This is a genomic window from Deltaproteobacteria bacterium (assembly GCA_016931625.1).
Taxonomy (GTDB): Bacteria; Myxococcota; XYA12-FULL-58-9; order XYA12-FULL-58-9; family JAFGEK01; genus JAFGEK01.
In genome coordinates this window covers 1-14727 of sequence record JAFGEK010000154.1, presented here as the reverse complement: position 1 = coordinate 14727, position 14727 = coordinate 1, and the positions used below count along the sequence as shown (strand labels likewise).

Sequence of the window (14727 nt, the reverse complement as noted above, 5' to 3'; positions counted from 1 at the left end):
TTTTTAAACACGTGATGGACGCTTAATCATACGAATTGTCCATATTAATAAGATAATCGCCAATACCCCTAAGCCAATTTTAATAAAGAGGGCATATTTTTCACTAAAGGCAATTTTGGTTGTTTGTGATTGATCGTCGGTGTTTATAGTAACTAATTGCAGTGGTCCTATGGTTATTTGTGGAAGCTCAGTAAAACCAGTGCGGCGCAGTTGTTCGCGTAAATCATAGCTTGGCGCTTTGGCTTTAGCATCGCCTAGGCGTAGTATATAATCACCAACTTCTTTTGCACGCATAATAATTTCTTGGCGTTGATAGTGTAGTTTGGCGCTTAGTACTTTAATTGGTGGGTCATCACCGTTTTCAATAATTAATCTGATATATGGTCTGCTGCCGGGATTAATAGTTAGATTGAGCGCATTCTTATAAACAGTTGGTTTATTTTCGTTAGTTAATACTTGATAAATTATCCCCCCGCCAACTGGAAACCAGGCTTGTTTTTTAGTAGTTGCTTCAATATATGCACGTCTTACGAAGTTGTCGGGTGCTACTTCTAATTCAAGAGCATGGATAGGCAGATTGCTGGGCAGTTTTTCAAATAAATAAATGGATTTTTTATCATAAGTATTATTGATATTCTCTTCTGAACTAATGCCAAGAGTAACTTGAGCGTAGGCTTTTAGATGGCTATTAATTATTTCATGGTGCACTATGGCACCGTTGATGTGTAACGCTTGCTGATCTTGACCAGGTAATACAGTAATTCGTAGATAGCGCGCATGTGTTAGAGGATAGTTAATATAATTACGTGAAGCGGTATTTCTGCTATTGCTAACCATAAACACATATTCACCCTGCGCTAATAAGCCGAATGATTTGCCATTAAGGCTAGATTCAACTTTGGTAGCACGTAGATAGTTATTACCCTTAATATCTAAAAAGACAGCGTTATGTTCGCGTGCTGATTTAGGGATAGCCAGTACAACTTGAGTAGCACCATTTGGCAAAATTACCGGATTAAGTAAGCGAGCGGTAGCACGGTTTTGCGGTGCTGGTGGTCGTACATCTTCAATAAAATAAGGGGCATTATTACCATCAGGAGCAATGATTCGTAAATCTTGTAAAGTCGGCTGAGTTTTACTTGCCGCATATAGTGCCGGAGTAATAGTTATTTTATAATCACCTGCAATCGGTATATTAACTATAGATTGTGATAATTGTGCTGCTTTTATATTGCTAGGGGCGGTATTATCTTGTTGATTGGATTTTTGTGCAAAGGCGTTTGCTGTTGCTAGAGATACACAAATAAAGAAAAGTAATGCGCTTTTGTTGCTGCCATCCATAATTAAAGTTCTCACGCGTTTTGCAAATCGAGCGTATAAGAAGCCACCAACTAAGAATAACGTCGCCAATGTAGCACCAACAGCAATACGATAGATAGTTTCAAGCCGCCATACATCGAGTATAGTTAACTTGCCCAAAGTAATTGCAAATAAGGCTATACCAAGTAAGCGGTGCACATAATCTTTTATCGCGAAGCCAAAACTTAATAGTAATAAGGCATATATAGCCATAATAATAGTAGTGATCATTGATAAGCGGGTACTTTGAGCCCATACAGCATTCTGCCAGTTTTGCAGGATAACATCGAATTCTTCACGAGGGAGTTTGGCTAAAAGTTGAGGTGGTGCCACAGTAGCCCAAATTTGTATTTCAGTAATAAGCAGTACTAAAACTGCAATATGGCCAGCAATAAGCGTTATTAATGCGGTAATGCGAAACACGAAATTTTCACGTAAACGTGACCAGCATTTGGCACAAAGAAGCAGAGCTACGCCAATGGCAATAAGTCCCCAAGCACGGGGATGTAAAAAAGGCGAAGGTTGCAGAATACCTTTTTCGCCTTGTGTAGAAATAAATATCCAATATTGCCTTTGAGCCCAATCCCAATCCCATCCTAAGAGACGAATTAGTGCTAATAAAATCATAACCAAAGCGAAGATGAGCCAAGCAGAATGACCGAGTTGCTCATTTCGTTTTGCTTTTGTGGCAAGCCAACCAAGTGCACCAGCTTCAATTGCCCAGGCCACGGTTAAGCTTGGGCCACTTAATAGAAATGCTAGTGCCAGGGTAAATAAAGTAACTGCTAAACCTAATGGTAATAGCACACGGTCTTGGGCGTAGCGACCAGCATTAAGCATACGAACACCGAAAATAAGATAAAGCGCACCGGTTGCTATTGAAACGCAAGCACGTAAGAGATCAGCGTCATTTGCAGTATTAGATAGAAGCAAAAAGATATAACAAACCCCAACGCCACCTAAAGCGGCAAGACGTGCAAAATTCCAAGGTCTTTGCTTAAACAGCATTTCAAAGGCTAAAAAGCCTAAGTGCATTAAAAACCAAAGACTGCAAATACCTAAGAACACATAGTTGGTTTCATTGTTTATCGAGGAAGCAACTCCAAAAGAAATGAAACTAACAATTAATACAACTATAAGTAATGTAATTCGTTGAGTACTTATAGCAATTAATAGATATATAAGTGAAAGAACAGCAACTAATCCGGCAAAGGTTTCAATGTGATGATGAATTAGTAATTGTTGTACAGCTAAAACTAAAAGCCCCAAGCCTGCGCCGCCAATTAAAAGTAAGGCTCGCCACGAAGCTAAACTTCCGGAGCGTAACGAAGTGCGCAATATGATACCAAAATAAATCGCTGATAAGCCACCAGTCAGTAGCATTATTGGCAAGCGGCTATCAATCGCCACATCGTTGGCTACTGCTGCGAGCACGGTAAAAGCTACGACCATCGGCAAGCCAAGCCAATTACCATGACCTTCATAGATCAATAGTGATGCAAAGATAGCTGCTAGCGCACAAAGTATTCCCCCTAGAATGAAGGTATGATCAAATAACAAGCCCGTATATGCTGCATGTGCAGATACTGCTGCGATAAGATAGAAAACTAAAGCTACAATAGGGCGACCGCGCTTTCTTAATAAAATACCGGCAATACTCCATTCAAGCGCGAATAAAGCAGTGAATATTAATGGAGCAAAACGTGCCAGTAAGGGATAATAAGCACCTTGTAATTTTTCAGGGAGTTCATCAACCGTACCTGGTAAAGGTGGTGGTGATATATTGAAGAAACGATCATACCAGCCGATAAAAATAGCAATGATACCGAAAACAGCTAACGCTAAAGCAATCGTATATCTTCGCACTATAGCAACAAAGATGGCGCCACTGGTCATTAATAATAGATAGCTAAATAAGGCAAATGGGCGGTCAACCCCGGTTGAAAGCATAACTGGGTTAAGAAACGCAGCAATTAATGATAACGAAAGCAAGAGTTGTGAATTAAACGTATATGCAAGTGCCCCGCCTACTACACAAAGCAGAGTAATAACCGCAAACGCCTCCCAAGCAGCAAGTAAGTGATAAAAGCCAAAGCTGGCGTATCCACTGACAACTAAAATCGCCAAGCCTAAGCCCATTAAACCTTGGAGAAAATAGCCGTGAATATGTTTAGATCGTCGAGCTAAAAAAGCCCCACTAAATAGTAATGCCGCCCCTAAAGTGGCGCCAATGCCAACACGTCCCCAAGGGCCAATCCAATCGTTGTCAACCGCATATTTAAAAAACCATGCGACAACTACTAATCCAATTATTGCACCAATGCGGGTGAACCACACCAAACCAATTGTTTCTTCAAGCGATGATGGAGGTGTATTAATTGTAGATTTTTCAGTTGTTTCTTTTATTTCTGTTTCGGGTGAGTCAAATGATGGAGCCTTAGCTATATAAGCAGCATTAGTAATATTTTCAGGTTCAGTGTTATTGGCTATTGTGCTTGTATCGATGGTGTTTATTGATTTTGCATCAGTTTGTTGGTTATTATTGCTAATAGATTCAAATGTATCTGTGTTTGCTATTGTTTGTTCGACTATAGTTTTCTTCGCATTAGTAGTTTTATTTATATTTTGTTTTAGTCGTTGTAATTCATTTTCTATCGATTCTATACGTAACTTTATATTATTGTTGATGTTTTTTATAGAGTTACGTGCTTTAATGGCAAAAACCAGAGCAATAATTGGCATCACCAAAATGATTAATGCTAATAAAATTAAGCCGATAGCCGCCAGAACTTCTTCCATAATACCTCCGCACATCAATAAACAAAGTATTTAATGGTGTAGATATTTATTACTTTTTTGGTATTTAGGTAGTTAGATAATATTGATACGTTAATATTCTCCTTGAGAAAATCGATATTTTCAAGTGACTACATAAAAAGTGGCGCTTTTTAGGAGACAGGTGTATTACAGCGCGATATTATAATATTTTCAAGATTAAGATTTACTAGGTGATAATTGATTTCAAGGAGTTTTTTTATTTTACTAACCTATTTTAACCATAAGTCAGTAATTAGAATTATGAAATATAGGTTCATAAGATGATTGATTCTATGAACATGCATATTGTTAGTGATCTAGACGCACTAGCATTTGAGGCAGCTGAGTTGTTTGCTAGCCAGGCTGAAGTGTCCATACAAGAGAGAGGGCGATTTATGGTGGCTTTGGCTGGTGGTGTTACCCCAAGTGCTGCTTATAGACTGCTTGCCAATCAAAGTGCTCCTTATTACAAACGTATCGCCTGGGAAAAAGTTCATATATTTTTTGGCGATGAACGATTTGTTCCTGCAGCTCATCACGATAGCAATTACCGCATGGCAACAGAAACATTACTGTCGCATGTGCCGATTCCTAAAAGTAATATCCATCGTATTGTCACCGAATATGATAACGCAGATTTAGCTGCTCAAGCTTATGCACGAGAGTTAGGTATGGCCTTTGGTTTAACACCTCCAGGAATGCCACGTTTTGATTTAGTATTGCTCGGTATGAGTAGTGATGGTGGTACAGCTTCAATATTTCCTGGTGAAAATACAGTGGGTGAATGGCGTACATGGGTGGCAGCACCATTTGTTGTAAAGCTAGGTGCTTATCGTTTGACGCTAACTTTTCCGGTGTTCGATAATGCTCGCTATGTTGCTTTTTTAGTTAGCGGTCAAAAAAAGGCGACAGCTTTAGCTCGTATATTAGGAACACCAGGGCATGCTTGGCTGCCAGCAGGACAAGTACGACCGCAAGGCAAATTGCTTTGGATTATTGATCGTGATGCCGCCGCAGAATTACCAACACGAATAGCAAATGCTGGGAGTTAAAATTTTTATTTAGAGTTTAGCTAACCATTAAAAGGTAATTTCCATTTCCATTTCGCTTGATTCACCAAATTCATCTTCTGGCACTACATCAGGACAAATTTCAGCTACAGTATCGCATGTAGGAGCTGACATTTCGTATTTTTCACTGTTGCTTTCGAGATTGTTAAGGTCATTGCAGCTAGCTGAGTCGACCATTTTATTAAAAGATTGAACCTGTTCTTGTAAGCATTTATTTATTTGGCTGACCGTAGCTTGGCATTGCTCCATTGCTCCCTCATCTGGTTGAAAATCTTCTTCTGTAAATGGCTCTATTTCAGAATCTTGAGACATACATTCGTTATATGTTGATTGACAGGCCGAAGCTGAAAGTCCTGCAAAGAATCCAACTGTAAAACCTTCATCAAGACAGTTAATTTTTTGTTGTTTTGCCGGGGTGATATTAGCATTGATATACTTAACAACTTCAAGAGTTATTTGTTCTTGCTGTTCTTGGGTTAATTCTGAAATTTGGGTTTCGGCAGGCACGCTAGTAATAGCGTTGCTTGCTGGGGATGATTTATCTTCACTACCACAGGCAGAAAAAGCAAATAACAAACTTAATATTAGGGTTAGTTGGTTGATAGCAAGACGTTTCATTTTTTTTAAAACTCCTTATGCTGGTATGGCAGCAATAAAATATGCTTTTAGTTAATTGTTCCATATTATAACTGACTCGCCACTAAATACTTGCGAGGTTGTTAGTGATACTGTTACAGCCTTGGTATCGGTTTGAGGTTGTTTATAAATAAAAAAAAGTAATGCGCAGGAGGTACTTTGGAAAAGCCATTATGGGCCCCATGGCGTATGGAATACATTGCCACACCTGCAGCTACTACCTGTATTTTTTGTCAATTTATGGCAGCGCCGTCTGATAAAGATCGTGAAAATTTAGTAGTGCATCGCAGCAATTTATCTTTTACGGTGCTAAATCGTTTCCCGTATAATTCGGGACATGTGATGGTGATTCCCCAAGCACACGGGGCAGATTTTGCCACACTTACGGATGAAATTTTTGCTGATTTACATCAAGAACTTAAACTTGCAGCTAAGGTCATTCATGAAGTTTATCATCCCGAAGGATGCAATATAGGGATGAATCTTGGTAGGATTGCTGGTGCTGGGATAGCAGATCATCTACATTACCACATCGTACCGCGTTGGGGAGGTGACACTAATTACATGCCAGTGTTGGCGGATACTAAAGTTCTTATCGAACATTTAGATAATAGCTGGCAGCGAATACAAGCCGGATTTTTAGCTTTAGGTTGATGGTTTTTTAGCAAAGGGGTTTTTTATGCAGCGTTTATCATCCTTGTTTTCAATTTTAATATTAGCGACTGTTATTTGGTCTTGTAAAAAAGGAACCCCGACAATAACTGCAGATAAAGTACCTGCTACTATTGCAGCATATACTTCAGGTACCATATCGCGTGAGACTGTAATCAAGGTTCAATTTACTGAGGCGGTAGTAAAACCCGAACAAGTTGGCGCAATATTCGATGATTCACCATTTGCAAGTGAACCAAAGTTTGATGGTATTGCAGCATGGAGTGATCGCCAAACTATTGAATTACGTCCGCAAGAGCCGCTAACTCCTGGTGAAAAATATAAAATTACCTTGGCATTAAATGAATTTATGGCGGTGCCAAAAGGTGAAGAAACCTTAGAGTTTAGTTTTTCAGTTATGCAGCAATCATTTACTGTTCGTCTTGATGGTTTAGCAGCGAAAGAAGTTGGCGAGGGTTCAAAACAAGTTTTTAATGGTGTAGTAATTACCAATGATGTTGCTAATGCTGCTAATGTTGAGAAAGTAATTAGCGCTAAACTTGATGGAAAGAAACTTGGTTTAAGTTGGAAACACTCATCTGATCGTCATACCCACGAATTTACTGTCGCAGATATTTTACGAGTAGACGCTGATCGAGTTTTAGCCATTTCATGGGATGGTGAAGCAATTGGAGTTAAAAAACAAGGGGAAGAAAAGATATCAGTACCAGGACTTAAAAATTTTACTGTAACTAAAGTTCGTGCTCAGCAAGAGCTAGAGCAACACATAGAAGTTCATTTTAGTGATAGCCTTTTGCGTAAACAAAATTTACGTGGCTTAGTACATATCAATAAAGGCAAGCCACGTTTAGTTATTGATGGCAGCATTTTACGCATTTATGGAAGTAAGCGTTTTGGCTCTGCGGTGCAGCTAACTATCGAACGCGGGGTCAAAAATTTTCGTGGTTATAAGTTGACTCATGAGTTTAGTGAAAAGGTGCATTTTGCACCGCTTAAACCAGCGGTACGTTTTGGTTCAAAGGGTGTGTTGGTTCCGACTACAGCAGGTTTGACTATTCCAATTGAGACAGCCAATTTAAAAGCAGTGCTTGTTGAAGCGATACGCGTTCCTGATCAGAATGTGCCACAATTTTTACAAGTTAATGATTTTAATACCGCTAATGAAATGCGTCGGGTTGGTCGTGTTGTTTGGAAACAAGTTGTTGATTTGGGCACTGGGGCAGATAATAAAAATCGCTGGTCACGCTTTGGTCTTGATTTAGCGCCGCTTATTACGGGGAACACTAGTGGTTTATACCGATTAAATTTATCATTTAGACGTCAACATATTCTTTATGATTGTGCAACGCCAGCGCTGTCAGAACCAGAGAACATAGAAAAAAACTTTGATGATATATTTGAAACTTCAAATGAACAAAGTTATTGGGATAGTGCAGAAAACTATTATGCTAATGAAGATCGCGGTAGGCCAGATGACCCTTGTAGTAAGGCGTTCTATCTTGGCTATAATCATAATGAAATAACGGCTAGTCGTAACGTTTTAATTACCAATATCGGCTTAATTGCAAAAGTAGGCAGCGATAATTCTATATTAATTACTGCAACAGATTTGCGAACTACGCAGCCGATAATTGGTGCAACGATTGAAGTTTTGGATTTTCAGCAACAAGTAATTACCGCTGGTACAACTGATGGCGATGGAGTTGTGCGTTTAAAAGTAGATCATCGCCCCTTTGTAGTTGTAGCTAGAAATGGCGAACAACGTAGTTTCTTGAAACTTGATGATGGTAGCGCCTTATCACTGGCACATTTTGATATCAGCGGCATGACGGTTAGCCGGGGGATAAAAGGAAAGATTTATGGAGAGCGAGGAGTATGGCGTCCTGGAGATGATATTTACCTTACCTTTGTGCTTTTTGATCCGGATAAACATATACCCGAAGAACATCCGCTTCGCTTCGAGTTAATAGATCCGCAGGGTAGGCTTGTTGACTCACAAGTTACCCATGAATCAGTAAACGGATTTTATGCTTTCCATACTAAGACAGAACATGATGCGTTAACCGGTAACTATATAGCCCGTGTAATTGTGGGTGGTACAGTATTCACGGAAACACTTAAGGTCGAGATGGTTCGTCCAAATCGTTTGAAAATAGAATTAGATTTTGATACTAAGATGTTATATGCCAACGATAAGATTTCAGGCACCTTAAAATCAACTTGGTTACATGGTGCTATTGCACGCAACTTAAAAACAGACGTGCAAGTTTCTCTTTATAAACGGGCAACTAAGTTTCCGATATATTCAGAATATATATTTGAAGATCCAGCGCAAAGGTTCAATCCTGAAAGCATACAATTGTTTGAAGGCAATTTAAATGAGCAAGGCGAAGCTCAAATAACCGGTCAGTTTGCGGTTCGTGGTAAGGCTCCGGGTATGCTAACTGCAAGTTTTTCAACCAGGGTTTTTGAAAATAGTGGTGTATATAGCAGCGATACTTTTGCGGTACCATATTCGCCATACAAGCTCTACATCGGTATAAAAGCTCCTAAAGGTGATGCTAGTAGGGGTATGTTGCTTACCGATAAAAAGCATGAGTTATCTATTGTAGCAGTAGATGCAGACGGTAAATTAGCTAATGAAGATGTTAGTGTTGAATGCAAACTTTATAAAGTTCAATGGCGTTGGTGGTGGGATAAGAGCGAAGATACATCGTTGGCTGATTACGTTGAATCACGCAATCATACTGCTGTTGCCAGTGGTAAGGTTAATTTAAAAAATGGCAAAGGAGCTTGGCATTTTGAAGTTAAATATCCTGAGTGGGGAAGATATATATTATTAGTACGCGATATTAAGGGTGGTCATCGCAGTGGTAAGATAGTGTACATTGATTGGCCTGGATGGGCAGGACGAGCGCAAAAAGATAATCCGGGTGGTGCTTCGGTATTAGCTTTTTCTGCCGACAAACAAGAATACAATGTCGGAGATAAAGTTCAAATTAATATACCAGCTGCACAAAGTGGACGAGCTTTAGTAACTATAGAATCAGGTAGTAAAGTTGTAAAGGCAGACTGGTTAGAAGCCAAAGGAGAAAATACTCGTTATAGTTTTACCGCCAGCGCTGAAATGGCACCAAATATATATGTTAATGTTGAATTGTTACAACCACATGAACAGTCACAAAATGATCTACCAATACGTATGTATGGTGTTATTCCAATTAAAATAATTGATCCTGACACACGATTACAACCAGAGATTGTTGCGCCTGAAGTATTTGAACCTGAATCTAAAGCAAAGATAGTTGTTAAAGAGGCCAAAGGTATGCCAATGACTTATACGGTAGCTGTTGTGGATGAAGGGCTACTGGGACTGACACGATATCAGGTGCCAAATCTATGGGATCATTTTTACAGGCGTGAAGCATTGGGTGTGCATACTTGGGATGTATTTGAATATGTTGCAGGAGCATATGGTGCTGCGCTTGAGCGCATGCTGGCAATTGGTGGCGATGAAGAAGGTGATGACTCTCAAGGTGGCCGTAAAGCGGACAGATTTCCACCGATGGTGCGTTTTATCGGGCCTTTTGCATTAGGGCGTGGGGATAAGGCGACACATACTATTGATATTCCTCGTTATGTTGGCTCGGTGCGAGTGATGGTAGTTGCTGGACAAGGTCGAGCTTTTGGTTCTGCAGAGAAATCAGTTTTTGTACGTAAGCCTTTATTATTACTGGCGACTTTACCACGAGTAATTGGGCCTGAAGAAGAGGTTGATTTACCCGTTACAATTTTTGCACTTGAAGAAAAGATTAAACAGGCAAAAGTACAAGTTAAAGTTTCTGGACCTGTTGTAGTTGATGGTAAGGCTAGTCGTACCATTAATTTTAAGAGCGTGGGTGACCGCACCATTACTTTTGGCTTAGTGGCTAAAGAGCAAAGTGGTATTGCTAAAATAGATGTTTTTGCTGAGGGTGCAGGAGAAAAGGCCAGACAAACAATTGAGATCGATGTACGTATTCCTGGTGTTGCAGTGAGTGATGTTATTGCAGGGGTGGCACAGCCAGGCAAAACCTTTCATGGTAGCATGAATTTACCAGGATTTGCTGGCACTAATACCGCAATGCTTGAAGTATCGCGTATACCACCGATAGATCTAGGTCGACGTCTTGCTTTTCTTATTCAATATCCACACGGATGTGTTGAACAAACAACTTCATCAGTATTTCCACAATTATATCTAAGTGAGCTATTGGATTTATCAAATGAGCGTAAAAATGAAATAGAAAATAATATTCGTGCTGGCATTGATCGTTTGCGTTTATTTCAAACTCCAAGTGGTGGTTTTAGTTATTGGCCAGGAGGAGTTGAACCAGATGATTGGTCAAGTAATTATGCTGGTCATTTTTTAATCGAAGCTAAAAAGGCTGGCTATTTAGTACAAGACGAAGTTATCGAACATTGGAAAAAATATCAACATGTTCGTGCCGCACAACGTATTAACTCAAACGGGCGCGATGTTGATGTTCGAGAACAAGCCTATCGGTTATATAGTTTAGCTCTAGCAGATAGTCCTGATCTTGGTGCCATGAATCGTTTGAAGGAAAATGCAAAACTGCCCGCAGCAGCAATGTGGCAATTAACTGCAGCTTATCAGTTAGCCGGTAAGGCTGAGATAGCACGTAAGCTCGCAAAAGAGGCAGATATGTCAATACCAGAATATCGTGAACTAGCTGGTACCTACGGTTCAACTTTGCGTGATCAGGCAATAATTCTTGAAACATTATGGCTACTAAAAGATAATGAGCAAAGCTATAAAGTAGTAAAAAGCATTTCAGATCAATTAAGCACCAGTGAATGGTTAAGCACTCAAGAAATTTCTTATGCCTTAATTGCTATCGCAAGGTTTGCGGGCGCTACTCGTGGTGAAGATTCAATTCGTGCAAGTTATACTTTTGCTAATAAGACAAAAAAAATTGCAACAAATGCGGTAATTGCGCAAGAGCCACTTAATATTGGCAAAGCTACTGAAGCGAAAGCATCATTAACTAACAATTCAGAAAAACCATTATTTATAAGGCTAATCGGTACTGGAATACCTAAATACGGAAGTGAGACCGATGCAGAGCGTGGTTTACGTTTAAATGTTGTATACAAAAATACTGCAGATAGTCGAATAAATCCGGTTGAAATTGAGCAGGGTACGGATTTTATATCGCAGATAACAGTACGTAATGCTTCGGGACGTACGTTGTTGCAGAATCTTGCGCTATCATATCCGGTTGCAGCAGGTTGGGAGATCCGTAATCAACGTATTGAAGGTGGGTTTGCTGCTAAAACATCAATTTTTGATTATCAAGATGTACGAGATGATAGAGTCTTTATTTATTTTAATTTAAAACCTGGTGAGAGTAAGACTTTTCAAGTGATGCTTAATGCTAGTTACACTGGTCATTTTTATCTACCTTTAGTAGCAGTAGAAGCTATGTACGATGGTAGTATTAATGCACGCGCTAAGGGGCAATGGGTGCATGTTAAAAAAGCAGGGGTATCTATGGCATTAGAATAATGAGGTATTAGCAAAAAAGAGTGTGTAGATATTTTAAACGAAGCCATCTAATTATAACGAGTATATTGTTGCTCGTTATAAGTTTTTTTGTTTTTTTACCAACAATTCATTTTACGAAACCAGTTTCTGCAGTAATTTATGCCCGTGATCATTCATTATTATCTGCTCATACGGCTACTGATGAACAGTGGCGTTTTCCAGCGCGGAAAACCGTCCCACCACGATTTGCTGCAACTCTATTAAGTTTTGAGGATCAACGGTTTTATTGGCATTTTGGCATAGATCCTGCGGCAATCGTTCGTGCTTTAATTTTAAATTGGCGGGCAAATCGTATTGTAAGTGGGGCTAGTACTATATCAATGCAGGTAGTACGTTTATGGAGGGAAAATGCTCCACGAAATTATTTAGAAAAATTTATCGAAATGATTTTAGCGATACATTTGGAGGCTACTAATAGTAAAGCTGAAATTTTAGCATTATATGCTGCTAATGCTCCATTTGGTGGTAACGTGGTTGGGTTAGATGCAGCAGCTTGGCGATATTTTGGTGTTGCTCCTGAACGCCTTTCCTGGAGCGAAGCTGCAACATTAGCAGTTTTGCCAAATAGTCCAGCTTTAGTGCATCCTGGTCGCAATCGTAGCTTATTACTAACTAGACGAAATAAGGTTTTAAAAATATTATTTGAAAATGGGGTAATTGATAACGAGACCTACCAAGATGCAAAGATAGAACCTTTACCCCAAAGACCACATCCGCTACCACAGTTGGCCCAGCATTTACGAACTCGTTTGCTAAAACAAAATGGCGGGCAAGCATATACAACAATTGATATTGAATTACAAAAGCGAGTTGAGGCAATAGTAGAGCGACATCATCAAAGATTGATGAGTAACCATATTCAACATGCAGCAGCAATTGTTATAGATATAATGAGTGGAGAAATTCTTGCTTACGTAGGAAACGTACTCGATAAAACGACCTTTCTCCAAGGTGGTTATGTGGATGCAATTGTAGCGCCGCGTAGTACTGGTAGTATATTAAAACCGCTTCTTTATGCAGCAGCAATTGATGCAGGTGAGTTGTTACCTTATGAATTATTAGTAGATACGCCGTTGCGCATTGGTGGATTTGCTCCTGAAAATTTTTCTCGAACATTTTCTGGGGTAGTACCAGCAGCGGTAGCTATTGCAAGATCTTTAAATGTACCAACAGCTCGTTTGCTTAGAGACTACGGTGTTGATCGTTTTTATGCTTTGTTAAAACGTCTAGGAATGACCACTCTAAAGCGATCTGCAAGTCAATATGGATTGTCACTAATATTAGGTGGTGCCGAAGGGAAACTTTGGGATATTGCCGGAATTTATGCTTCATTAGCGAGGGCAGCGGTATATGCAGCTAACGGTGAATCAATTAATGGAAAATTATTTGAACCTCACGTTATAGCGACATCAATAACTAAAGTTCAAAAAAATTTGCCATTTGAACCAGGCGCTATCTACATGATGCTGCAAGCAATGAACGAAGTAATTCGCCCTGGTGATGAAGCTTCATGGCGTGAATTTATGGCTCCAAGAAAAATTGCTTGGAAAACTGGGACTAGCTTTGGTTTTCGTGATGCTTGGGCCGTAGGAGTAACTTCTCGTTATGCAGTCGGCGTTTGGGCAGGAAATGTTGATGGTGAAGGGCGGCCCGGACTAACTGGTTTGAGTGCAGCAGCGCCCATTTTATTTGATATTTTTAATCGATTACCAAAATCAGCATGGTTTGTACCACCAAGTGATGATATGGTGCCAATCACCATTTGTAAACATAGTGGACAGCGGGCAGGGCCACACTGTAAAGATACAGAGGAGATATTAGCTCCAACTGCAAGTCTGCAGGGAAATGTTTGCTCGTATTGTCAAACGGTTCATCTTGACGAGAAGAAAAAATATCGTGTTCACGGTAATTGTGAAATAGTATATAAAATACAAAAAGTTGAACGCTTTGTATTACCTCCAGTGATGGAATGGTTTTATCGTATGTATCATGCTGATTATGTGCCATTACCGCCATGGCGATCTGACTGTAAAAAGATAGGGATTAAAAGTACTAAATCATTATCAATAATATACCCTCGCCAAGATAGTGTTATTTATATTCCGTTAGAAATTGATGGAAATCGAGGTCGTGCAGTATTTGAAGCAACGCATCGTGAAATTGATGCTAAGCTTTATTGGCATATTGATAATCATTATTTAGGAAGCACTAAAGATATTCATCAAATAGAAGTACTAACATCATCAGGAGAACATCGCCTAACAATAATAGACGAAGATGGCGAGAGCGTGGAGCGGCGTTTTACAGTTCTTAGTGCCAAACGATAATTATTATTATGATGCCAAGGTCGCGGATTTAAAAAGTCATGCAAAATCAAGTGACTATTTTTTTGTTTAATTATTAAGAATTAAAAGTGTCGCATTTTGCGACACTTTTTTGGTGTTTGACACTTTAGATAAATAGATAAAGAAGAAAAAAAGGTAAGTTCTCAATAAATACTGGCGAAACATGGGTGTCATCTCGAACGTAGTGAGAGATCTTTTTTATGCTTTTAAATATAAGATT

Annotated in this window: 6 protein-coding genes; 4 read left to right on the top strand and 2 right to left on the bottom strand. The window is 39.4% G+C overall.

Features of this window, described 5'->3' with window-relative positions:
• Positions 1-3: 3 nt before the first annotated feature.
• Positions 4-4158, bottom strand: a complete 4155-nt coding sequence (locus JW841_12985; GenBank protein ID MBN1961853.1) for a DUF2339 domain-containing protein — start codon at positions 4156-4158, stop codon at positions 4-6.
• Positions 4159-4469: 311 nt separating this feature from the next.
• On the opposite strand from JW841_12985, the gene pgl reads away from it, so the two are divergent.
• Positions 4470-5228 carry a 6-phosphogluconolactonase gene (gene pgl, locus JW841_12980; protein ID MBN1961852.1) on the top strand — a complete coding sequence of 253 codons (759 nt, stop codon included), beginning with the start codon at positions 4470-4472 and terminating at the stop codon, positions 5226-5228.
• Positions 5229-5255: 27 nt separating this feature from the next.
• Here pgl and JW841_12975 read toward each other — a convergent pair whose 3' ends face one another.
• Complete coding sequence (locus JW841_12975; protein ID MBN1961851.1) at positions 5256-5864, bottom strand: hypothetical protein; 609 nt, start codon at positions 5862-5864, stop codon at positions 5256-5258.
• 177 nt (positions 5865-6041) lie between these two features.
• Between JW841_12975 and JW841_12970 the strand changes: the two genes are divergently transcribed.
• The 3 genes from JW841_12970 to pbpC all read left to right on the top strand — a co-directional run bounded on the left by JW841_12970 (position 6042) and on the right by pbpC (position 14489).
• Positions 6042-6536, top strand: coding sequence for an HIT domain-containing protein (locus JW841_12970; protein ID MBN1961850.1), 495 nt, complete (start codon positions 6042-6044; stop codon positions 6534-6536).
• A gap of 25 nt (positions 6537-6561) precedes the next feature.
• A complete protein-coding gene (locus JW841_12965; GenBank protein ID MBN1961849.1) occupies positions 6562-12123 on the top strand; it encodes a hypothetical protein in 5562 nt (1853 codons plus the stop codon).
• Positions 12124-12191: 68 nt separating this feature from the next.
• Positions 12192-14489 carry a penicillin-binding protein 1C gene (gene pbpC / locus JW841_12960; protein ID MBN1961848.1) on the top strand — a complete coding sequence of 766 codons (2298 nt, stop codon included), beginning with the start codon at positions 12192-12194 and terminating at the stop codon, positions 14487-14489.
• The last annotated feature ends 238 nt before the right edge of the window (positions 14490-14727 follow it).